The organism is Aureibaculum marinum (assembly GCF_003813905.1).
Taxonomy (GTDB): Bacteria; Bacteroidota; Bacteroidia; order Flavobacteriales; family Flavobacteriaceae; genus Aureibaculum; species Aureibaculum marinum.
Window position 1 is genome coordinate 20,046 of record NZ_RPFJ01000074.1, and the last position, 23,032, is coordinate 43,077.

The 23,032-nt window shown below is 30.5% G+C and carries 23 protein-coding genes; 9 read left to right on the plus strand and 14 right to left on the minus strand.

Going from position 1 to position 23,032, the window contains the following annotated elements; genetic code table 11:
• Positions 1-45 precede the first annotated feature (45 nt).
• The 4 genes from map to gpmI form a co-directional block, all read right to left on the minus strand.
• Positions 46-864, minus strand: a complete 819-nt coding sequence (gene map / locus EGM88_RS14770) for a type I methionyl aminopeptidase (RefSeq protein WP_123899191.1) — start codon at positions 862-864, stop codon at positions 46-48.
• Positions 865-982: 118 nt separating this feature from the next.
• The gene (locus tag EGM88_RS14775; protein ID WP_123899192.1) at positions 983-1,387 is read right to left on the minus strand and encodes a BT0820 family HAD-type phosphatase; all 405 of its coding nucleotides are present in this window, start codon (positions 1,385-1,387) and stop codon (positions 983-985) included.
• Between the two features lie 98 nt (positions 1,388-1,485).
• Positions 1,486-2,013 (minus strand): thioredoxin family protein, encoded by a 528-nt coding sequence (locus EGM88_RS14780; protein ID WP_123899193.1) that lies wholly within the window; start codon positions 2,011-2,013, stop codon positions 1,486-1,488.
• A gap of 9 nt (positions 2,014-2,022) precedes the next feature.
• The gene (gene gpmI / locus EGM88_RS14785) at positions 2,023-3,537 is read right to left on the minus strand and encodes a 2,3-bisphosphoglycerate-independent phosphoglycerate mutase (RefSeq protein WP_123899194.1); all 1,515 of its coding nucleotides are present in this window, start codon (positions 3,535-3,537) and stop codon (positions 2,023-2,025) included.
• Positions 3,538-3,788: 251 nt separating this feature from the next.
• Here gpmI and EGM88_RS14790 point away from each other — a divergent pair, with 251 nt between their 5' ends.
• The gene (locus EGM88_RS14790; protein ID WP_238988460.1) at positions 3,789-4,244 is read left to right on the plus strand and encodes an ankyrin repeat domain-containing protein; all 456 of its coding nucleotides are present in this window, start codon (positions 3,789-3,791) and stop codon (positions 4,242-4,244) included.
• Positions 4,245-4,388: 144 nt separating this feature from the next.
• On the opposite strand, the gene EGM88_RS14795 is transcribed toward EGM88_RS14790, so the two are convergent.
• Positions 4,389-5,162, minus strand: coding sequence for a M48 family metallopeptidase (locus EGM88_RS14795; protein WP_123899195.1), 774 nt, complete (start codon positions 5,160-5,162; stop codon positions 4,389-4,391).
• A gap of 112 nt (positions 5,163-5,274) precedes the next feature.
• Here EGM88_RS14795 and EGM88_RS14800 point away from each other — a divergent pair, with 112 nt between their 5' ends.
• The 6 genes from EGM88_RS14800 (at position 5,275) to EGM88_RS14825 (ending at position 12,104) form a co-directional block, all read left to right on the plus strand.
• Positions 5,275-7,032, plus strand: a complete 1,758-nt coding sequence (locus tag EGM88_RS14800) for an aromatic amino acid hydroxylase (protein WP_123899196.1) — start codon at positions 5,275-5,277, stop codon at positions 7,030-7,032.
• A 247-nt stretch (positions 7,033-7,279) separates the two neighbouring features.
• Complete coding sequence (locus tag EGM88_RS14805; protein WP_123899197.1) at positions 7,280-7,945, plus strand: response regulator; 666 nt, start codon at positions 7,280-7,282, stop codon at positions 7,943-7,945.
• Between the two features lie 212 nt (positions 7,946-8,157).
• Positions 8,158-8,709: a hypothetical protein gene (locus EGM88_RS14810; RefSeq protein ID WP_123899198.1), complete on the plus strand. Its 552-nt coding sequence runs from the start codon at positions 8,158-8,160 to the stop codon at positions 8,707-8,709.
• A 346-nt stretch (positions 8,710-9,055) separates the two neighbouring features.
• Entirely contained in the window at positions 9,056-9,961 is a 906-nt protein-coding gene (locus EGM88_RS14815) for a carboxypeptidase-like regulatory domain-containing protein (protein WP_162497593.1), read from the plus strand.
• Positions 9,954-11,453, plus strand: a complete 1,500-nt coding sequence (locus EGM88_RS14820; protein ID WP_123899200.1) for an ABC transporter transmembrane domain-containing protein — start codon at positions 9,954-9,956, stop codon at positions 11,451-11,453. Before EGM88_RS14815 ends, EGM88_RS14820 begins: the two co-directional genes overlap by 8 nt.
• Positions 11,454-12,104, plus strand: coding sequence for an ATP-binding cassette domain-containing protein (locus EGM88_RS14825; RefSeq protein WP_123899201.1), 651 nt, complete (start codon positions 11,454-11,456; stop codon positions 12,102-12,104).
• 93 nt (positions 12,105-12,197) lie between these two features.
• On the opposite strand, the gene EGM88_RS14830 is transcribed toward EGM88_RS14825, so the two are convergent.
• The 6 genes from EGM88_RS14830 to EGM88_RS14855 form a co-directional block, all read right to left on the minus strand.
• Positions 12,198-12,818: a DUF4230 domain-containing protein gene (locus EGM88_RS14830; RefSeq protein ID WP_123899202.1), complete on the minus strand. Its 621-nt coding sequence runs from the start codon at positions 12,816-12,818 to the stop codon at positions 12,198-12,200.
• Positions 12,819-12,908: 90 nt separating this feature from the next.
• Positions 12,909-14,336, minus strand: coding sequence for a pyruvate kinase (gene pyk / locus EGM88_RS14835; protein ID WP_123899203.1), 1,428 nt, complete (start codon positions 14,334-14,336; stop codon positions 12,909-12,911).
• Positions 14,337-14,339: 3 nt separating this feature from the next.
• Positions 14,340-14,801: an IPExxxVDY family protein gene (locus EGM88_RS14840; protein ID WP_123899204.1), complete on the minus strand. Its 462-nt coding sequence runs from the start codon at positions 14,799-14,801 to the stop codon at positions 14,340-14,342.
• A gap of 77 nt (positions 14,802-14,878) precedes the next feature.
• On the minus strand, positions 14,879-15,613 hold the full coding sequence (rnc, locus tag EGM88_RS14845) for a ribonuclease III (RefSeq protein ID WP_123899205.1): 735 nt from the start codon (positions 15,611-15,613) through the stop codon (positions 14,879-14,881).
• Positions 15,614-15,621: 8 nt separating this feature from the next.
• A complete protein-coding gene (fabF, locus tag EGM88_RS14850; protein ID WP_123899206.1) occupies positions 15,622-16,875 on the minus strand; it encodes a beta-ketoacyl-ACP synthase II in 1,254 nt (417 codons plus the stop codon).
• A 94-nt stretch (positions 16,876-16,969) separates the two neighbouring features.
• Complete coding sequence (locus tag EGM88_RS14855; protein WP_117883955.1) at positions 16,970-17,206, minus strand: acyl carrier protein; 237 nt, start codon at positions 17,204-17,206, stop codon at positions 16,970-16,972.
• 174 nt (positions 17,207-17,380) lie between these two features.
• Between EGM88_RS14855 and purN the strand changes: the two genes are divergently transcribed.
• Positions 17,381-17,956 (plus strand): phosphoribosylglycinamide formyltransferase, encoded by a 576-nt coding sequence (gene purN, locus EGM88_RS14860; RefSeq protein WP_123899207.1) that lies wholly within the window; start codon positions 17,381-17,383, stop codon positions 17,954-17,956.
• A 107-nt stretch (positions 17,957-18,063) separates the two neighbouring features.
• The gene (locus tag EGM88_RS14865) at positions 18,064-18,696 is read left to right on the plus strand and encodes a ribonuclease H1 domain-containing protein (RefSeq protein WP_123899208.1); all 633 of its coding nucleotides are present in this window, start codon (positions 18,064-18,066) and stop codon (positions 18,694-18,696) included.
• Here the strand turns inward: EGM88_RS14865 and EGM88_RS14870 are convergent, their stop codons facing one another.
• The 3 genes from EGM88_RS14870 to EGM88_RS14880 form a co-directional block, all read right to left on the minus strand.
• A complete protein-coding gene (locus EGM88_RS14870) occupies positions 18,697-21,366 on the minus strand; it encodes a TonB-dependent receptor (RefSeq protein ID WP_123899209.1) in 2,670 nt (889 codons plus the stop codon).
• Between the two features lie 47 nt (positions 21,367-21,413).
• Complete coding sequence (locus EGM88_RS14875; RefSeq protein WP_123899210.1) at positions 21,414-22,148, minus strand: GLPGLI family protein; 735 nt, start codon at positions 22,146-22,148, stop codon at positions 21,414-21,416.
• A gap of 102 nt (positions 22,149-22,250) precedes the next feature.
• Positions 22,251-22,994 (minus strand): GLPGLI family protein, encoded by a 744-nt coding sequence (locus EGM88_RS14880; protein WP_123899211.1) that lies wholly within the window; start codon positions 22,992-22,994, stop codon positions 22,251-22,253.
• Positions 22,995-23,032 lie beyond the last annotated feature (38 nt).

A 23,032-nucleotide genomic window follows, 5' to 3' on the forward strand; every position in this document is an offset into this window, starting at 1 on the left:
TTTGCTAGGTTAATACGACTAGCAACAATAGACAATTTTTTACAATTAATCTACTAAATTCTTAGCTCTAAACTCGTCTTCTTCATCACTTTCAATACCTAAAGCTTCATAAATATATTTAAATGTAGAAAGTAATTCAGGTTTTCCATCAATAATGGCAACATCATGTTCAAAATGTGCAGAGGGTTGTCCGTCTCTAGTCAATATTGTCCAACCATCTTTAAGTTGCTTAATTCTGTGAGTTCCCATATTAATCATAGGCTCAATAGCTACGGTCATTCCTTCCTTAAATTTTTTTCCTCTACCTCGTTTTCCATAGTTTGGCATTTCAGGACCTTCATGCATTTTTTTCCCTAAACCATGACCTACAAGTTCGCGTACTACACCATAACCATGGTTTTCGCAATAGGTTTGAATTGCATAACCAACATCTCCAACCCGATTGCCTGCTCTAAACTGACGAATACCAATATATAGACTTTCTTTAGTAACTTTTAATAGCTTTTTTATGTCGTCACTAACTTCACCAACTTCAAAAGTATATGCATGGTCTCCATAAAATTCATTTTTTAAGGCACCACAATCTATAGAGATAATGTCTCCTTCTTTTAAAGGTTCATTTGTTGGAAATCCGTGAACTACTTGTGCATTAGGACTCATACATAAGGTGTTTGGAAAATCATAAAGTCCTAAAAAACCAGGAATAGCTCCATGGTCTCTAATAAATTCTTCTGCTAATTTATCTAATTGTAAAGTGGTAACGCCAGGCTTAACTTCTTTGGCTAACATGCCTAATGTTTTAGAAACAATTAATGCACTTTCTCGCATCAATTCAATTTCTTCTCTGGTTTTTATTTTAATCATTATATAAGTATAAAGTGCAAAGGTAAATTAAAAAATAGAATGTAAAAAGACATAAGATACTCTATTCTTTTATCTGTTTAAAAGAATAACGTATAATCAGTAAAATAATAGCATCTATTTAAAATCTCCAAAAGCTTTTTTTCTTCTTTTTTGGCACTTTGGCATCAGGGTTGTTTTTAATTATTTTGTAGATTTCGCCCCAGCCTAACATACCTCCGATATTTCTATCATCAATAAATAAGTCGGCATTTATTTTACGACTTACTTTTCCTTGAAATTTTTCTTCTGGGTAATTTTTGTTAACCGCATAAAACTTTATACCATTCTCTTCACAAAAGTCAACAGCTTCTTGAAGACGTTCTCCATAACGATAAGTCCAGAGTATCAATCTATGTCCATCTTTTTGTAATTCTTTTAAGGTTTCAATAGCAAACATTTTTGGCTTCCCTATTTTCGGGTAAGCATCTTCTACTATTGTACCGTCAAAGTCAACTGCAATTATTAGAGGATCCTTTGGTATCATTTAAAATTATTAAAGTTTGTGCAAATCTAAAACAATATTATTTGATATAAAAACAAAACTAAAACATGCTGTTTTTTAATGTGTTATAGTATTTTGAACTAACTTCTGTCGTATGAATGTTTATAAGGTTCTTCTTTTAATATTTTTAAGATATCTTTTTCTAAACTTTCTTTGGCATATTCTACATACCTTCCTATTTCTTTTCCTTTTTTATAAAAAATAAAGGTAGGCACTCTAATAATATTTAGCCCTTCTTGAAGATTGTCTGTTGTTTTTTTTCTATAATCAACTGCAATCATTACTAAATTGTTCTCGTTTAGCCCAGCTTCATTCATTAATTTAAAAAAATGGGGAACTTCGCGTCTGCTATCCGCACACCAAGTCCCCATAAATGCTTTTATAGTTACACCTTTCAGATGTTTTTTTATTTTTTTAACTATTGTTTCATCTGGTTTATAACTGTCATAATTTCTATTGAACCAATTTGCGTAAGGTTTTTGTTTAAAAGTACTTTGTGTAATAATACCTTCTAAATAATTTGGTTTAGAAATAGTTACTTTTTGTTGTGCAATAGCATTTAAATTAAAGGTAAAAATGCAAACAACAATAAAAATTATTTTCTTCATTTACTAGGTTTAAACTAATGATTCTCTATCCATTACTTCTGGTTTTTCGATACCTATCAATTTTAAAACGGTAGGAGCAATATCTGCTAAAATACCATCTTTAACGGATTTAATATCTTTATCAACTACTATAATTGGAACAGGATTAGTAGTATGAGCTGTGTTTGGAGAGCCATCTTCATTAATCATAGTTTCACTATTTCCATGATCTGCAATAATAATGGCAGTATAATTATTCTTTAAAACACTTTCAATAATTTGTCCTGTACATTTATCAACTGTTTCGGCAGCTTTAATTGCTGCAGACATAACACCGGTATGACCTACCATATCTGTGTTAGCAAAATTTAAACAGATAAAATCAGCTTCTTGTTTATCTAATTCAGGTAAAATTGCAGCAGTAATATCATTTGCACTCATTTCAGGTTGCAAATCATAAGTAGCTACTTTTGGCGATGGACACATTAATCGTTTTTCACCAACAAATTCATCTTCTCTACCTCCTGAAAAGAAAAATGTAACATGAGGATATTTTTCTGTTTCTGCTATTCTTATTTGTTTTTTATTATTTTGTTCTAATACTTCCCCTAGAGTATTTGACAAATCTTCTTTATTGTAAATGACATGAACATTTTTGAATTTATCATCATAATTGGTCATTGTTACATAATAAAGATTTAGCTTTTTCATATTATATTCAGGAAAATCTTTTTGTGACAATGCTTCTGTTATCTGTCTTCCTCGGTCTGTTCTAAAATTAAATAGAATAACAACATCATCTTCATTAATGGTAGCAATTGGTTGCTCATTAGTATCAACCATAACTATTGGGTTAATAAACTCATCAGTAACACCTTCATCATAATTTTCTTGGATAGCCTCCACTGCATTGTGCGATTTTTTACCAATACCGTTAACCATGGCATCGTAAGCTAGTTTAACTCGTTCCCATCGTTTGTCTCTATCCATACCATAATATCTACCAATAATTGATGCCAATTGGGCATTGTTTTTTGATAGATGATTGTTTAAATCTCCAATAAATTCTTTACCAGAATGAGGATCTACATCTCTACCATCTGTAAAAGCATGGACGTAAGAGTGTAATCCAAATTTATTAGCAGCGGTAACTAGACCTTTAACATGATTTATGTGAGAGTGAACACCACCATCAGAAACCAATCCTACAAAATGTACATTTTTATTATTTTGTTTTGCATAGGTAAAGGCTTTTTTAAGTTCTTCTTCATCTGCCATTGTTCCATTTTCTACAGCTTTATTTATTTTAACCAAATCTTGATACACAATACGTCCTGCTCCTAAATTCATATGACCAACTTCACTGTTTCCCATTTGCCCTTCTGGTAAACCAACATTTAACCCATCAGTTCTTAAGCTAGCATGAGGATATTTTTTTAAAAGTGAATCTATAAAAGGTGTATTTGCTTGTGCTATTGCTGATACTTCAGGATTTTGAGTATTACCCCATCCATCAAGGATAATTAAAATGACTTTCTTGTTCATGATATCTAAAATTTAGTTTAGAACTGGTTTAAATCAGTTCATTAAAATGAACTACAAATTTAAGTATTTTTCAAGGGAAATAAGTACAAGTAGCCAATTAATAACAATAACGTTATAGTTAATTTAACACTATATTAAAAGTGCTAACATTTTTTTAAGAAACGGTTAAACTTTGGTTAATTAGAAACAAATAAAGTAACGAAATGGAGAATGACGTCGTCTTTATTATGTAACTTAAAACTAAATATATTATGAAAAATTTAATTTTATTATCAGCACTTGTTCTTGGATTAACAGCAAATGCTAATCCTATCAAAGATACTACTAAAAACGTTAATTCTGAAAAGTATCGAACTCATATTAAAACAAACAATATGGATTTGAATATTGTTTATAGTACCAATGTAGACGCTTTTTGTAAATTAATTACTACAGGAGATTATAAAGCTGTAAAAAGTATGATAGAGGCAGGGGTTGATATTGATAAAAAATCTGTAGGAATGACACCATTAATGTATGCCGCTAGGTATAATAGAGTTGATGTTGTAAAATTATTAATTGCTAACGGAGCCAATTTAAAAGCTAAATCTGATAAAGGATACACAGCCTTAAAATACGCTAAAATATCAAAGGCACATGATACTTATAAAATTATTGAAGAGGCTTTAAAATCTCAAAAAGCTGAGAGAAAGGCAAAACGAAAATAGATTTCAGTTATTCTTAACTCGTTAAAATAGACTTCTTTTAAGCGAAATGGTATCATTTCGCTTTTTTTTGTTTTATACGTTTTAATTTTAATAGGAATTAGAGTTGTGGCTTAATGCTATTTTTAGCACTCTAAAGCCCATAATTTATTTTCTATACTTTTCAATAGCTTCTTTAATTTTCTCCATTCTATTTTCAGGATCTGGATGTGTACTTTGCATTTCAGGTACTTTATTTGGTCCAGCAGCTTCTTTTAAAATTTCCATAACGCCTATCATTTCTTCAGGTTGATAGCCAGCATCTAACATAAATTTAACTCCTAGCTCATCACTTTCTAGTTCATCACCACGTTCATATTTCATGTTAATAACATTGCCAATCATAGCAGCCATTTGTCCTGTACCATCACCACCGCCAACTAAAACACCAGAAATTATTCCTTGGGTTAATCCTTGTTTGGCAATTCGTTCTGCAGAATGTCTACCTACAACATGACCTATTTCATGACCTAAAACGCCAGCCAATTGATCTTCGTTTTGTAATCTTGAGTACAAGGCATAGGTTATAAAAATTTGTCCACCTGGCAATGCAAAAGCATTGATGGTTTCAGGGTCTCGCAACAGATGAAAATCAAAATTATAAGGAGTTTCTTTTGCAATACTGCTATTTACTAATGTATTTCCTACTCTATCTACTATATTTTGATCTTTTTGACTAGGATGTAGCCCACCATATTGTTCTGTTAATTGTGGAAAACTTTCTAAGCCTAATGTAATTTCTTGTTCGGTAGTTAAAGCAATACTTTGTTTTTTTCCTGTATAAGGATTTGTTTCACGTTTTGAGTAGTAATTAAATAGGGTAAACAAAATAATACCAGCTCCAATAAGCAATCTAATTTTAAATCCACTTCTACCTCTCATAATAATTAACTTTTATTTTGTCGGACTAAAGATACAATTAATTTAAAAAGCGATTTAAATTATACATTCTAAAAATGATTAACTTTACGGGAGAAAATTAGTTATGTGAGTAATGAACTTTAAGTCCAACAAAATAATTGCAAGACTACCCAAACATTTACAAGCTTTTGTAATACGCCAACCGTATAATGAGTATACGTATCAAAATCAGGCAGTTTGGCGGTATGTAATGCGTAAAAACATTGATTATTTGGCTAAAGTTGCACATAAATCTTACATTCCTGGATTGGCAAAAGCAGGTATTTCAGTAAATACCATTCCTAGAATGCAAGGAATGAATCGTATTTTAAAAGAATTGGGTTGGGCAGCAGTTTCGGTAGATGGTTTTATTCCTCCCAATGCTTTTATGGAATTTCAAGCGTATAATACCTTAGTAATAGCCGCTGATATCAGAACAATTAATCATATAGAATATACACCAGCTCCTGATATTATTCATGAAGCTGCTGGGCATGCCCCAATTATTGCAAATCCGGAATATGCCGAATACTTAAGGCGTTTCGGTGAAATAGGAAGCAAGGCAATTTCCTCTTCTAAAGATTATGAATTGTATGAAGCTATTCGTCATTTATCTATCATTAAAGAGAATCCAAATACAGATAAAAATGAAATAATTAAAGCTGACAAAAGGGTTGCAGAAGTTGCTAAAAGTATGACGGAGCTTAGTGAGATGGCTAAAATCAGAAATTTACATTGGTGGACGGTAGAGTATGGATTGATTGGTACCGTAGAAAATCCTAAAATTTATGGAGCAGGTTTGTTGTCATCTATTGGAGAAAGCCAATGGTGTATGAGTAAAAAAGTTAAGAAAGTACCTTATTCTATTGAAGCTGCAGATACAGATTTTGATATTACAAAACCACAACCACAATTGTTTGTAACTCCAGATTTTGCTCATTTAAGTTTGGTATTAGAAGAATATGCCAATAAAATGGCCTTGCGTAATGGAGGATTAAAAGGAATTAAAAAATTGATAGATTCTAAAAACTTAGGAACTATTGAGTTGAGTACAGGCATTCAAATTTCAGGTAATTTTAATGAAGTAATTGCTGATGAAAATGAAAACCCTGTTTATGTTAAAACTATTGATAAAACAGCTTTGGCTTATAAGAATAAAGAGCTGATTGGACATGGAATAACGCAACATGCAGATGGTTTCGGTTCTCCTATTGGTAAATTAAAAGGAATAAATATTGCTATAGAAGATATGTCTCCAACAGATTTGGAGGCTTATGGTATCTATGAAGGAAAAGTAGTACATCTAAAATTTGAAGGACAAATTTCTGTATCAGGTGAGATTATTACCGGAAAACGAAATTTACAAGGTAAAATTATTCTAATTTCTTTTAAAAATTGTACGGTAAAACATAAAGAAAATTTATTGTTTCATCCAGATTGGGGTATTTATGATATGGCTGTTGGCAAAGAAGTAATTTCGGCTTATTCAGGAGTGGCAGATGCAGAGAATTTTGGCTTATCTTTTGAGCCTCCAAAGGAAAAAACACAAAAAATATCATATACTGAAAAGGATAAAAAATTACACGATTTATATGGTGAAGTTCGTAAAATAAGAGAAAAAGGAAAACTCAATTACATAAGATTAGAAGAAATTTTTATTATTCTAAAATTAGAATTTCCTAATGAATGGTTATTGCCATTAGAAATTGTGGAATTGGTGTATAAAGAAAATACTCAATTTAAAAAGAACATCATTAACTATCTTGAAACCTTAGCGGGAAATAAATCCATTGCTCATTTAATAAAAGATGGGTTAACGTTGTTAGAAAAGGATATGAAAAAGATTTTGTAACAAACTACACTCCTTCCTTTCTACATAAAAAAACAAGAACTATCAGAACAATAATAGCTGCAAAGTATTATCTTTATTTTTTAGCTTTTGAAGTGTATTTTATTACGAGTTTATTGAAGGAAGAATAGTTTTATTACTTTTTTTACTAAAAAAGTAAGGATTTTCCCTACTACCAGTAATGTTAACATACATGTAATTTCTTTTAAATTTCTTAAATTGCTTGGTCTACAATGTTTAATAGCATAAGATGAAGAAAGTCCTGAAAGTTTTAATTATTGAAGATCATAAGCTAATTATCAATGCTTACAAATTAATCTTAGAGAATGCCGATGTCGATTTTAAATTTCAAATTGATGTAGCAACTAATTGTGATGAGGCATTTCATAAAATTAAGTCATGTAATGAGAAGCCAATTGATATTATTTTTTTAGATATCCAATTACCAGCTTCTAAAGATGGACAAATTTTATCTGGAGAAAATTTAGGAGTGAAAATAAAACAATTGCTACCCAAATCTAAAATAATAATAAATACTTCCTTAAATGACAACTATCGCCTTTATACTATTCTCAAAAATATAAAACCTATGGCTTTAATGATTAAAAGTGAAGCAGGCCCTAATGAGATTACAGAAGCAATAAAGTCCGTAATTACAGACAATTTTTACTATAGCAATTCTATATTAAAGTTATTAAACAATAATAACTATGACAATTTTGTAATTGATAAAATTGATAGACAATTGCTTTATCAACTTTCTTTAGGTTGTCAGATAAAGGAGCTACCCAATATTTTACCTTTAGAAATGGCAGGTATCGAAAAAAGAAAAAGACACCTTAAAAGGATTTTTAACATTAAAACCAATGGCAATAAAGAATTATTGAGAATTGCCCGAGAGAGAGGTTTTATATAATTGGACGGTTTTACCTTACCAATTGTATGGCTCTATTGAAATTCCTTTTTATAATTTAGCTTCAATACATTAAGTAATGTATTGGAAACCTAGTTTAAAATAATATTTCTAGTTTTCTTTTCTAAGAACATCCTTTATTGAAAATGAATTACCAAAAATGGTTTTGGGTAATACCTATACTGATAATACTTGTATTTCTTTTACAATATTTTATGACCCTAAGTTATATGGAAGAGATTTATAGGTTTACTAATGAAGAAGTACGGACAGAAGCTTTGAACCAGCAAAGAAGTAGTTTTTACATGAAATTTTTACAAGAAGGGGTTTTTACCATTTTGCAATTTATTGGTTGCTTTATATGTTTAAATATAGGTTTGTTGTTTTTTAACTATAAAGTAAAAATTAAAGAGGTGTTAAAGGCTGTTACCTTGAGTTTTTTGGTAACTGTTATTGTACAAATAGTTGTTATTTGTTGGGTAAAATTTAGCAATCTAACATTTACAGTAGCCTCTTTACAAAGTATTGAAGATAAACTATATATAACCGATTATATTAATGAGCAGGATGTACCGTCTTATTTGTTAATGCCATTAGATACAATAAGTGTAACACATCTTGTCTTTATTTTATTATTGGCTTATGGTATAAAAACAGTAATTAAAAAGAATTACATAAAATCTTTGCTGTTTACAGCAAAAACGTATGGAGTAGGTGTTGTCATTTGGTTTGCATTTGCCATGGTAATGGAAATGAATTTTAACTAGCTATCAATTTTAGGCCTAGATAGAAGAGGTTTACTTGTATAACCTTCACAAAAAATAAGAAAAATTTAATATTAATTTAAACTTTTAAAAATTATGAAAGAATTATCTTTAGAAAAATTAGAAAACCTTGAGGGAGGTAAGTTTTGGGGGAATGACAAGACTTGTGGTGATACCTACGAAATTGCTGGAAGTTGTTATAGGAATTGTACCAAATCTTATAGAATGTTTTGGATCAAGTTCAATAAAACTCCTGTCACTGAAGGGGCAGCGTGCTAATTTTTAATAAGGAGGGTATAACTACCCTCCTTTAATGTATACTTATATTATGAATCTTCAAAAGCAATTATTGAGATCAATAAAACTTAACAGACTATGTTTATATCTAGCTTTAGTTATTTATAATTTTAGCTATTCTCAAAGTTATACCATCATTGATTCTTTGTCAAAAGAACCAATAGCATATGTCAACGTATTAATGATTAAAGACAATAGTGGTTTTTACAGTAATGAGCAAGGGTTGTTTAAACTAAGTAACATTAGTTTAAATGATAGTATTAGCATTTCTTGCTTGGGATATAAAACCATCCTTGAAAAAGTTAAAAACCTAAAAGATACCATCTATTTACCTCCCAAATTTGAGCAGTTAGATGATATTAACTTATCTACAAAAAAACCTGTTATAAAAAAAGTAGGCTTCAAAAAAAATAAACTTATGTGGTACCCAGAAGCGGATTTTCAAATTGGAATGCTTTTAAAACCAGCAAAAAATGAAAAGGCTTTTGTAAATAAAATTACAATACGCACAAATAAAAGTTTATCTTTTTACTATAAAGAACATAAAAAAACACCCAATTATAACAGTATCATTAAGCTAATGCTATTTTCCATAAAAGACAACTTACCGAACAAACCGCTTTTAACAAAACCTATTATCATAAATTGTAGTGAAAAATCCGATAAGAATATTGAAGTTGACTTATCAGAAGAATTTATTATTTATGATGTTGAAGGTTTATTTATTGCAGTTGAAATGGTTGGCGAGCTTGATACAAACGGAAATGTTATAGTCAAAAAAGTAAATAGACCGGGGCTAGTATTCTCTAATATCCCTAGTGATGATTTTAGCCTTGCTAAATTATTTGCTAAACCAAAATCAACTGAAAAGTGGGTGCTTTTAGATGCAAAAAAAATGCATGAAAAAAGAGATTTTCTTTTAGCACTTGAACTAGAGCTTACACTGTACAATGAGTAAATCCCACAATCAACAGCAAGACCAATCCGACTGTGGTGTTGTTTGTTTAAAAACCATACTTAATTATTTTGATAGTGATGCTTCTTTAGAAAGATTAAGAGAATATAGTGGTACCAGCTCTAATGGCACAACCATGCTGGGTTTGTTGCAATGTGCAAATAAAATTGGTTTAGAAACCAAAGGGTTTGAGGCTACCATAGAAATCTTAAAAGAAACCAAAGAGATAACCATACTGCACATACTCATTGAAAACGAATTACAACATTATATTGTGTGTTTTGGTTATAACAACAAAAAGGATGCTTTTTTAATCAGTAACCCTTCAAATGCAAAAACAGAATATATCTCATCAGAAGAATTGGATATAATATGGCAATCCAAAGCCTTGTTGCTATGTAAGCCTACCGAAAATTTACCAAAGAAAAAGCAAACAAGAAAGCAAAAAACAGCATGGCTGTTACACTATGTTAAAGAAGATATGAATCTGCTTTCTATGGCTTTACTATTAGGTGTTTTGTTGGCTATTTTGAGTTTGGCAACGGCTGTATATTCGCAAAAACTAATTGATGTTCTACTACCTTCTAAAGACAGTTTTAAAATATATTCAAGTGTTGCATTATTATTTTTCCTTTTCCTTATTACTGCCTTTATAGGTTATATTAGAAGTTTGTTTTTGATAAGACAGAGCAGAGATTTTAATATAAGAGTGATTGGATATTTCTATGGTAATTTATTAAAACTACCAAAATTGTTCTTTGACACTCGTAAAATTGGCGATATGGTTGCCAGAATGAACGATACAAGTAGAATTCAACGGACCGTTGCTAATATTATCGGAAATATAATGATTGATATTTTAATGATATTTGTAACGACTATTGCGATATTTAGTTATGACAAAAGGCTCGGCTATATTACGTTATTATGGATTACCATTTATGGTATAATTGTCTTTTATTTTAATCCAAAGATTATAAAAGCACAACGCTCAACAATGCAGGCTTACGCCAAAAACGAAAGCAATTACATTGACACAATCAACGGAATTGAAACGATAAAAGCCAACAATAAGGAGTCTGTTTTTTCAAACAAAACAAATGCTGTTTACGAATTTTTTCAAACAGCGGTTTATAATTTGAGCAAATTAAGTTTGAATTTCGGCGTTGTCAATGACCTTATTTCAAGCATTTTTATTATTGGTACTATAACTTTTAGCATTTATCTAATTATAGAAGGTAGCATAACGGCTGGCGTTATCATTGCAATTTTACAGTTGGTGGGAATTTTAATGAATTCAACCTCTAATTTAGCTATGGCAAATATTCAAATTCAAGAGGCTAAAATTGCTATTGACAGAATGTTTGAATTTACATCATTAGAATCGGATAGCAAAAAAGGTTTCAACATAGAGTCTTTCCAATCCCTAGAAATCAAAAACCTCTCATTTCGCTTTGCAGGAAGAAGCCAATTGCTAAAAAATATCAATTTATAAATCAAGAAAGGTGATTTTGTAGCAGTAGTAGGCGAAAGTGGTAGTGGTAAAAGTACGTTGGGGCAAATTATACAACAATTTTATCCTTTTGAAAATGGGACGATAATCGTCAATAGTGAATATGAGCTTAAAAATATTTCAACAGAGCATTGGCGAAATATTGTTGGTGTTATACCACAAGAAATAAATATTTTTAGCGGCAATGTATTGGACAATATTTTATTGGGAAGCGAAGACAATCCCGAAGATGTCATCAAATTCTGCCAAGAAAACGGTTTTGAAAAGTTTATTGCTGAACTGCCACAGGGCTACGCTACGCTGTTGGGCGAAGAAGGTATCAATCTTTCGGGCGGACAAAAACAAATTATTGCCTTGGCAAGAGTACTTTACAAAAAACCCCAGTTTTTAATTTTAGATGAAGCCACGTCTGCCATGGATAGAAATACGGAAAAATTTACGATCCAACTATTATCTCAATTAAAAGAGGATATTGCCGTATTGTTTATTTTACACCGTCTGCACACTCTAAAAAACACCGCCGACCGTATTTACGTGTTGGAAAATGGAGAAATCACCTCAAGTGGCAACCATAAAGATTTATTAGAAACTGTAAATTTTTATAGTGAGTTTTGGCAGGAAATTTATGAATAATGACTGTAAGATCTATCTGTCAGGTTTTTCAAACTTTCAGCCAACGCTCAAACCTTACAGGAGCTGAAAAAATGTGGACTGAAGACTGCTAATTTATTTTTTAAGTTCCAACTCAAAAAGCTCTTCCTTATTCGAAATAGTATTTTCCTCATACTTCAATGTCCAGCCCAATTGATTGGTTAAGATATAGAAATCACTAAGCTCTTCTAATAAACGTGTTTTTGCATTTTTTTGTAAGTCTGATTTCTGTAACTTTTTAATCAGAGAAGATTTTATAGTTTCCTTAATTTTATTGTAGTCGTCAGCACCAAAAGGATTAAAATAATCAGCTTGTATGTCGTAGTATTCTAAGTCAGGACTAATAGATATTTGTTCTTTTGGAATACTAAGTATATGTAGTGTTTTTGTTTCTTCATCAATTTGGTATTCAATTTTACTTAAATCGTAAGAAATAGTAACATCTGCATTAACAACTACTAAGGCTTTTTTGTCAGCGGTAAAATAATCTGTAAATAGAGCTTTAGAATTTTTATAATTAAAAACTTCACTAAAATGCCCTTCTGTTACAATAAGTTTCCCTACATTTTTAATCTGCTCTTGAAGTAACATAGAGTTTTCATACAAAATTGCTTTGTCGTCTTTTTTATTTTCAAAATATCTAAGGATAAAGAAAGCGACAAATGCAATACCAATTCCAAGTAATACTCTTTTCATTAAAACAAATTCTAAATATTAGAGATTATCCTTATTTTATAGCATTGTGTATTTATACCCTCCCTTTTTATAGGGAGGGTTAAGATGTAGTTATTCTATTTGGCTAACTCTCATAGTATTTGCCATTCCGTGTGCTTTTACTGGCATAGAAGTGATGTTAATAAGGTAATCACCTTGCTTTGCATAACCTTTGTTTACAGCAACTGTATTAATGTCGTCTATGGTATCATCAGTAGATTTCATCTCATCATAATAATGAGCTTTTACACCCCAAAGTAGATTTAGCATTGCTAATATTCTTCTATTATTTGAGAAAGCTAAGATATGTGATTTTGGTCTCCATGCAGAAATTTGAAATGCAGTATACCCACTATTTGTTAATGTAGTAACAACAGAAGCACCAATATCATCAGCCATTTTAGCCGCTTGATAACAGATTGTTTTAGAGATAAAGCGTTCGTTTACACTTCTAATAAATGATTCAGATCTCGTAATTAATGGTGAGTCTTCTACATTTTCAATAATAGATCTTATTTTACGAATAACTTCAATAGGGAATTCACCTACTGATGTTTCTCCTGATAACATTACTGCATCAGCACCATCCATAATTGAATTGGCAACGTCATTTACTTCAGCTCTAGTAGGAACCTGACTTGTAATCATACTTTCCATCATTTGAGTAGCAATAATTACAGGAATTCTTGCTTTTTTAGCTTGTAGCACTAATTTTTTCTGAATTAAAGGTACCTTTTCCATTTCAACTTCTACACCTAAATCGCCTCTAGCAACCATTAAACCATCACAATAAGGTGTAATACCACCAATTCTAGCAACAGCTTCAGGTTTTTCAATTTTAGCCATGATAGGAATTCTAAAATCGGAATGTTTAGTAATTAACTCTCTTAATTCAATTAAATCTTCAGCATGTCTTACAAAAGAAAGGGCAATCCAATCTACTTCCATTTTTATAGCAAAAAGAGCATCTTTTTTATCTTTTTCAGTAAGTGCAGGTTGTGAAATTGCGGTATTTGGTAAGTTAACACCTTTTTTAGATTTTAATTTACCACCTCGTAAAACTTCAGTTACTACTTCATTTTCACCATTAGTACTAATAACTTTAAATAATAATTTACCGTCATCTACTAATATTTTTTCACCAGGTTTTACGTCTTTAGGAAATTGTTGATAGGTCATGTAGGCTCTTTCTTTAGTTCCTTCACACTCATCAGTAGTAAAAATAAATTTATCGCCTTTATTTAATTTTACTTTTTCAGCCATAACACCAACTCGTAATTTTGGACCTTGTAAATCCGCTAAAACAGCTACATTATAACCTAATTTTTTATTTATTTCTCTTATCATTTTTATTTTCTCAGCAACATTTTCATAATTTGCATGAGAAAAATTTACTCTAAAAACATTAACACCAACGGTCATCATTTCTTCAATAATCTCGTAAGTATCACAGGCAGGACCTAATGTTGCTACAATTTTTGTTTTTTTACGTTTTCGCATAGGTTAAAAAATTAAATAATCTTTTGATTTTAAGTTTTGTGGATTAATAATGTATGAGGTTATTACTCCTTTTATATTTTTTATTTTTTTGGTAAGTTCAGATTCTTCCAAATCAATGTCTCCATCTATTTTTAGAAAAAAATCTACTTCCTTTTTTTCATTAATTAAATAATTTGTTTTAGTATCTTCATGAAACAAATTATTTGCATTTGCATTTGCTGATGTATGTATTTGCTTATTCGCTAATAACGACCATGAACTAAAGCTAGTATTACATTCATAATCATAAAAACTAAAAGAACAATCTTTATCATTAAAGCACAGCCCTTCTGGTTTGCAATTTAATTTTATGTTAAACTCTCGATTTAAGAAATAAGCCAATCGATAATCTTCTAGAGTACTATTAATGCCTATTAGGATGTAATCATGTTCAAATTCAAATCCTAATGATAGTATTTTAGACATAAGTAAAACTATTTATGCGAAAATAACGATTGTTTTATAATTAAGAGAATGTTTTAACGAAATCGTTATAGTGTAAGTTATATGGATATCACATCTTGTAATCTGTAATAAGCACGTTTAGATGCTATTTCTTCTGCTTTTTTCTTAGAAGTAGCACGTCCTTTAGATAATATTTTATTATCTATAAATAATTTTACACTAAAGTGTTTTATTGTATCGTTTCCTGTGTCTTCGTAAACTTCGTAATTAATGTGTTTTTTTACTTTCTGACACCATTCTATTAATACGCTTTTATAGCTGGTTATTTTACCTTCTAAACGTTCAAGGTCTACATAAGGTTCAATAACTTTTCTATTTATAAATTTATCACAAACATCATGGCCTTTGTCTAGATAAACAGCTCCAACCAATGCTTCAAACATATTACCATGTACGTTGTTGCCAAAATTTTTCTTTGGTACATTGCTATCTATCAAGTTAATTAAAGCTAAGTCTTTTCCAATTTCATTTAAATGTTCTCTACTTACAATTTTAGAACGTAATTGAGTTAAATCTCCTTCAGAACCATTTGGTATTTCTTTATATAAATAGACTGCTATGGTAGAACTTAAAATGGCATCGCCAAGAAATTCTAATCTTTCGTAATTTAAAGGAGCTCCTGTCTCAGTAGTTTTTTTTACAGAGCTATGCGTAAATGCACTTTTATAGTATTTTAAGTTGTTAGGTCTAAATCCTATTATTTTTCGAATTGAAGCCAAAAATTTCTCGTCTTGTTCAGATCGAGATTTTAAGATGTTACTAATAAAACTCATTTTAATTATTAAGCGTCTAGCTTTTTGAAAACTATGCAAGCATTATGACCACCGAAACCAAAAGTATTACTCATGGCAACTTTAACATCTCTTTTTTGAGCCTTATTAAGTGTTAAATTTAGACTTGGATCTATATTTTCGTCAACCGTTGCATGGTTAATTGTAGGAGGTACAATACCATGTTCAATTGATAAAATTGATGCTATGGCTTCAATTGCCCCAGCAGCACCTAATAAATGCCCTGTCATAGATTTTGTAGAGTTGATGTTGATATCTTTTGCATGATCTCCAAAAACTTCTTTAATAGCTTTTAGCTCAGCTACATCACCTAATGGTGTGGAAGTACCATGTGTATTAATGGCATCAACTTCTTCGGGCTTTAACCCTGCATTATTTAAGCAATTTTTCATCACTACTATTACACCTTTACCTTCTGGGTGTGGTGCTGTCATATGATGAGCGTCTGAAGATAATCCACCCCCGATAACTTCGGCGTAGATTTTCGCTCCTCGTGCTTTGGCATATTCATATTCTTCCAAAACAATAGCTCCGGCACCTTCTCCTAATACAAATCCATCTCTGGTAGCATCAAAAGGTCTAGAAGCAGTTTCTGGACTTTCATTTCTTGTAGACAATGCATGCATGGCATTAAAACCTCCCATGCCTGCCATGGTTACGGCAGCTTCACTACCACCAGTTACAATGACATCACAATGTCCTAAACGGATATAGTTTAGAGCATCAAATATCGCATTTGCGGATGATGCACAAGCAGAAACTGTGGTGTAATTTGGTCCCATAAATCCATTTTTGATTGAAATATTACCAGGGGCAATATCAGCAATCATTTTAGGGATAAAGAAAGGATTAAATCTAGGAGTACCATCTCCTTTTCCAAAATTTAAAACTTCGTCTTGAAAAGTTTCAAGACCTCCAATACCGGCTCCCCAAATTACGCCAACACGCTCTTTGTTAATGGTATCTAAATCCAATCCAGAATCTAATATAGCTTCGTCAGAGGCAACCATGGCATACTGCGTAAATTTATCCATTTTACGTGCCTCTTTTCTATCAAAAAAATCTGTGGGATTAAAGTTTTTAATTTCACATGCAAACTGAGTTTTAAATTTAGTTGCGTCAAAATGGGTTATTGGTGCAGCTCCGCTTACGCCGCTTACTAGATTTTTCCAGTATTCGTCAACAGTATTACCAATTGGTGTTAAAGCCCCTAGTCCAGTTACAACTACTCGTTTTAATTCCATATGAATAAGAAAGGTTCGATGATTGATGATGATAAAATTACGAGCAACACTGTTAGGTGTTTTGCTCGTAATTTATAAGTTAAGTATCTTTTGATTACTTTTTAGCTTCTTCTATATAGCTGATTGCTTGACCTACAGTTCCAATATTTTCTGCTTGATCGTCCGGGATTTGAATATCAAATTCTTTTTCAAATTCCATAATTAGCTCTACAGTATCCAAAGAATCTGCTCCTAAATCGTTAGTAAAGTTAGCTTCATTAGTTACTTCATTCTCGTCAACGCCTAGTTTGTCAACGATAATAGCCTTTACTCTTGATGCAATGTCTGACATAATTTTCTAATTTTTAATTTAATTTGGGCAAAAATATAAAACTTTAATTGAAATATCCTATTTGCCACTAAAATATGAGGACTAATTTAAAAAAATTTGTTTAACTTTTAGATTATTCCTCAGTAATTGTTAATAATAATTCTTTTTTTTGTGTGACAAAAAACAAATTACAGCATGAAACGAATTGTTATTTTAGCCTCAGGCTCTGGAACTAACGCAGAGAATATAATTAAATATTTTCAAAAAAGTAAAGAGGTTATTGTTACACAAGTGCTTTCAAACAAGAAAGATGCCAAAGTTTTAGAGCGATGTGAAAGGTTGAATATCAGTAACTTTAGTTTTAATAGAGACGATTTTTTTAATACTGACAAGGTGTTAAATGTCTTAAAGAATAATGCAGATTTAATTGTCTTAGCTGGCTTTTTATGGAAAATTCCTGAAAAAATAATTAATGCTTTTGAGGGTAAAATTATTAATATTCATCCTGCATTATTACCAAAATATGGTGGAAAGGGAATGTATGGAGATTTTGTACACAAGGCTGTTATTAACAATAAAGAGAAAGAAACAGGAATTACTATACATTATGTAAATGAAAATTATGATGAAGGAGCAATTATATTTCAGGCAAAAGTTAAGGTTGATGCACAAGATACTTTTGAAGATGTTGCTAAAAAAGTACATCAATTGGAATACGAACATTTTCCTAGAGTAATTGAGAAAGTAATTCTTAACAACCAAGTTCAATAATGGAATTGTCTCTTTGAGAGATTAACAAGAAACAAAATATATTTTGTGTTGAAAATACGGAGTGTAGCTCTTAGGTGTTTATACTCTAATTTAATTTGTAATTAACAATGGCAAAAAAGAAATTCTATGTAGTGTGGAAAGGGAAGAAAACTGGTGTTTTTTCTTCTTGGAATACTTGTAAGAAGCAGATTGATGGTTTTGCAGGAGCTCAATATAAATCTTTTGCTTCAAAAGAGGAGGCAGAGAAAGCCATAAAAGGAAATTACGAAGACTATAAAGGAAAAGACACAAAAAAAATAAAACTTTCAGAAGCAGAGTTAAAAAAAATAGGAAAGCCAATAGTACCATCTATTTCTGTAGATGCTGCATGTAGTGGTAATCCTGGTAAAATGGAGTATAGAGGTGTAGAAACGCATTCAGGATCACAATTATTTATTCAAGGCCCCTTTGAAAAAGGTACTAATAATATTGGTGAATTTTTAGCTTTAGTACACGGATTGGGTTATTTAAAACAAAAAAAGATTGATTTACCTATCTATTCCGATTCTAGAATTGCTATAAGTTGGGTAAAGAAGGGACAATGCCAAACCAACTTACAAATTACGGATGAAAACAAACCGTTGTTTGAACTTGTAAAACGTGCCGAAAAGTGGTTAAAAGAAAATACCTATTCCACACCTGTTTTAAAATGGGAAACCAAAGCGTGGGGCGAAATTCCTGCAGATTTTGGGAGGAAGTAGTTATAATTTATAAGTAATTGAAAACAACCAAATTCTAGGTAAAATATAGGTTCTTTGGTCGGAAATAATATATTCAGAGAATGAATTTTTATTTTTATAATTTGCTCCTAAAATATTGGTGCCACTAATTTTAAAACCCCAAGCACTATCTTCTTTTTGATAAAATAGCGAAGCATTGGCAATTTCGTAATTATTTTTTTGATTGTTATTGTCTTTATACGTATTGCTTGAATAATCTGCTTCAAAGATAAACCCATTTAAAAAATCATATTCAAGATTAATATAAGGATTTTCATTTGTAAATTTTGAAGTTAAATTTTCAGAAGAAAAGTTACTATAATTCTTTTTAAAACCTATTTCAACATTCGGCCACTCTTTAAAGTTTGTACCCAATTCCAAACCAAAACCTGTTGAATTTGATTTATTTTTTGATAATACACTATTTACCTCTTGAAAATATTCGGAGAGCATTATATTAGTATTTGCCTTGACAGTAAATTTTCCTATCGTTTTTCTAGCTCCACCTAAAAACATCCATCTAGTTTCAGGGTTGTCTGTTAAAATAGGCGTAGAAGATTGATTAATTCCTTGCAACTGCAGTTGATTTCTGATACTTTTAACTTTTTTATTAAATGTTGCCGAACCAGTTATAATTATTCCTCTATACAAACTAAATTTGGTATATAATAAACTTGCGGAATGGTAGAGTTCGTTTTCTAAGTTTTCATTACCACTTGTTATTGCATTATAACCTACCAACTGAAATTTATTAGCATATTTTGGAGCATCAGAAAACCTACTTTTTAGATTGTAATTGAACCTTATTTTTTCAGAACTGCTAAATTCAACTTTAGTCAAAAAATTAGGTAGTACAACCCACTTATTTTTATGAGTATTTGTGGATTGATTGGCTTTCCAATGGTAATAATGTGCCGAAGTACCATACTTTACCTCGACAATTCCAACTTTAAACTTGTGTTGCATTGCCATATAAAAGTCGTTAATTCTATAATTTAAATCATTACCAAAGTCAGCAGTATTAAAGTTGTTAATTGAGCCATTGGTTAATTCTTGAAATTCATTAGTAATATACTCTTCATCCAAAATATTATTACCAATTGTTGTGTAAATATGATTGCTTCTGTTGAGTACCCAATAATGTTTAAACAGTAAACTAAGGTTGTGTAGTTTTAAACTTTTTATTTGATTGATATTATATTCATTATCATTTTGTATAGGAATCAGCCCTTGTAAAATGGGTTGGTTGGTTAGCCAATTGGTATTCGGGTTACTTTTATCATATTGATAGTTTACCGTTAACGAAGTGGTATGTTTTCTAGATAGTTTTTTATGCCATTCTGCATTTTGTTTAACGGTAATGGTTTTGTTTTCTGTTCTAGAATCCAGATTTGTACTTAAATTTGGAGTAACTGAAGATATTCCATCAAAATCATTATTGTTAGATGATTTGAAAAAACCAGAATAAGATACATCATCGTTATAGCTAGGAGCATAGTCCAAGGACAGCTTTCCTAAAAAAAATGAATTATCCGTACTCCCATTGACAATTTTATTCTCAATGGTTTCTTCATTTTCGATCAAATATTGATTTTGAGTTTCAACTTGAGTTTGGTTTTTGGTATTTGAATAAATACTATATCCAGAAATATTCCAATTAGAACCAATTTCTTGACTAATATTTGCAGCACCGAATTTATTAATACCACTTTTTATATCTTGATTGCTTAAAAAATTTGAAAAGGCATTGTTTGAGAGTTGAAAATAAGAACTTGGATCACTCATCATTTTGCCGATGCCCCCTTCAAAATCTAAATAATCCTTTATGGTAAATGATTTTACACCAATATCATTTAAGTCACCAATAAAATTTACATTGGTTTTTGGACTGTAATAAAATACATTGGGGTGAACCAAATAATGTTCTTCTGTACCAGCACCAGTTTCAACATCACCAAAAAGAAATCGTTTTTTATCTTTCTTCAATTTGATATTCATTGCCATTTTATCACTATCCGAAAGTCCTTTCAGCATGGCTACCTCATTATAATTATCAATTACTTCAACACCATCTACGGCATCGGCGGGAATGTTCTCTACACCTAATTTTGTACCACCACCAAAAAAAGGTTTATCATCTACTAATAGTTTATTTACCTTCTTACCCATTACGGTTACCCCACCGTTTTTATCCACTTCTACACCGGGTAATTTTTTAAGCACTTGTTTTAATTTGCGTTCAGTACCAGTAGTAAAGGCATCCGTTTTATAGGTAATTGTATCCTCTTTAACCCGCACAGGAATATCCTGTATTACAATTACCTCATCAAGTTCGTTTGTAGATGGTTTTAACTGAATGTTTTTTGTACTATCGTTAGTAAGGTTAGCTTCAAAACTAAAAGGCTGAAACCCCAAATAACTAACTGTAATTGTATAGCTTTCATTTGCTTGCAACTCTAATTTATACCTGCCTTTTTCATCAGTTATAGCAAATGCCATGGCTACATTTTCTGATGACGGTTTAGCGATTATGTTGGTGTAAGGTAAGGGGGCTTGTATAGTATCAGTAATTTTTCCAAAAATAGTCTGTGCATAGATAGAAACTGTACACAATAAAAAAAAGAGATATAATATTATTCTTATTTTGAACATTTATATTGAAATAATAATTGTATTTACCGTTTTTGAAGTATTAATGATTATTTATCCCAATTACCAGATCTTTCACTTATTTTGTCAAATTCGTCTTTTGTAACTAGTTTGCCTTTATTAGGTTTTTTAACAGTAGTTTTTTTCTTCGGATTAAACACTAACTTTGATGCGTAATAATTCAAATTTCCTTCTTGTAACTCCATAATTAATCCTGGTAAATTACCATAACCTTTTGGTCCAAACTTAATTGGTATTTCAGGAGCATACCATGCAATTACTGGTTTTTCAAAAGTGCCTTTACTGTTTTTCGTAATTTTTACCGATGTTGCTTTATAGCAATTATAGCCATCTATTTTTTTAGTATCTTTTAATAATTTCCATTTTAAATCAGATAAATTATACTTAACGATAAAGTTTTGCCCAAAAGCATTTTTTTGTTCTAGTTTTTCATTATCTGCTACATTGATATAGTAACTCCATTTTGATTGACTTAATGCTAAGGCAATTTTATAACTCTTGTCACTTTCATCAATTAATTCATCAATCATTTCATAGTATGATTCATTCTTATTGAACTCTAATTTGAAGTTTATTTTGTCAGAATTTTTTTTTATACTATTATTTACAAACTTTAACATTGCACTATTATCCTTTTTTGAGATAGTAGTACTATCTAATATATTATCAATAACAGTAAATTTATAATTTATTGATCCATGATCAACTTGACAGAAAGTTTGATTGACAAACAATAAAAGCAATACCAATTTATATATTTTCATAATTATAATTTTATTCAAAAGAGATGAGATAATTATCTCATCTCTTACTAAGTTTTAATTAATTAGCTTCACAAATATCATAGATTAAGGAAGTTACTTCATTTATTGTCTTTCTTTTATCCATGCCTTAGTGGTACCATCAGTTAATTTTTCGAATTCTTTTTCAGTAATTTTTATTCCTTTTTTTGGAAATTGCACATTTACTTTGTTAGCTTTTAAATCGATTTTAGTGGCATAATAAGTAATCTTACCTTCGGATATAGATAAAATTAAACCAGGTAGTCCAACATAATCCTTAGGCCCTAATGCAATAGGTATTTCTGGTGTATACCAAGCTGTAATTGGGACTTCAACGATATTTCCTTTACGAGATATATAGGTTTTAATTGTAGTCGCTTTGTAGCAAGAAAATCCGCTAATTTTTCTAACGTCTGTACCCAACTTCCATTGATATTTGTTAAAATTAGATAAAATCAAATAATTTGTCCCATTAAATTCTTTTTCTAATATTACATTTTTATCTTTTACTTTTGCGTAATAATTACCTCTTAGTTTTGAGAATAAAATTGCTAATTTCATAAGTAAATTTTGATTATCATCAACGTACATTGCCTTTGCATTTTCAAAAGATGATGAACCATTTTTGTAAATTAATTCCATCTCAATATTTTCGGCTTGCTTCACAATTTTATTAAACTTTTCATAAGCCAATGAATTTTTTTTATTAAGGGAGTCCTTTTTATTATTTGAAAATTTTACGCCATAATTAATCACAGCTTGTTCTATTTGACTAAATCCACTAGAAAAGCATAATAAAAAAATAATAGTTATATATAATATTCTCATATTAATTGTTTTTAAAGGGATTATCGTTTAGAGAAAAG